This window comes from Pseudomonas sp. IPO3747, from assembly GCF_013385245.1.
GTDB classification, from domain to species: Bacteria; Pseudomonadota; Gammaproteobacteria; order Pseudomonadales; family Pseudomonadaceae; genus Aquipseudomonas; species Aquipseudomonas edaphica.
Genome location: NZ_JACAQL010000043.1, coordinates 1 through 438 on the forward strand (window position 1 = coordinate 1; position 438 = coordinate 438).

Sequence of the window (438 nt, forward strand, 5' to 3'; positions counted from 1 at the left end):
TCGCTGCATATCAGCGATCGGGAGTGAGATCCTGTGAACGGAGTGCCAAGTGCCACAACCGCGAGCAACATGCTCTATGGCGGCTGTGTGCGGGCAGACCTAGGTCTGGCCGGGTGCTCCTGACCGGTTATCTCACCCCGCACATAGCTGCCACCTTTTGTCGAGTGAGATCTGCAAAAGAATGGCTCCCAACTTTTAGGAGTTTCATTCATGACCAAAATCGTCCCAGACCCACCCCGTTTCACCCCCGACAGTGAAATCTTCGAACGCGCCCTGAGCCACTACCTGCAACCCGCCGCACCGCCGTCCTTCGCCGTGCATCAGGACCTCAGCTTCGAAGACGCCCTCGCCCAAATCTGCGACCTGTTGCGCTGTGCAGCCGCCACCGCAGCGGCCACCCGCCAGGCGCTGAGCGATGATGAACAGCACATGGCCGGC

General features: G+C 60.5%; 1 protein-coding gene. It reads left to right on the forward strand.

Going from position 1 to position 438, the window contains the following annotated elements; translation table 11 throughout:
• Nucleotides 1-210: 210 nt before the first annotated feature.
• Nucleotides 211-438: hypothetical protein (locus HX790_RS29450; protein ID WP_176992616.1), on the forward strand; the 228-nt coding region annotated here is incomplete at its 3' end.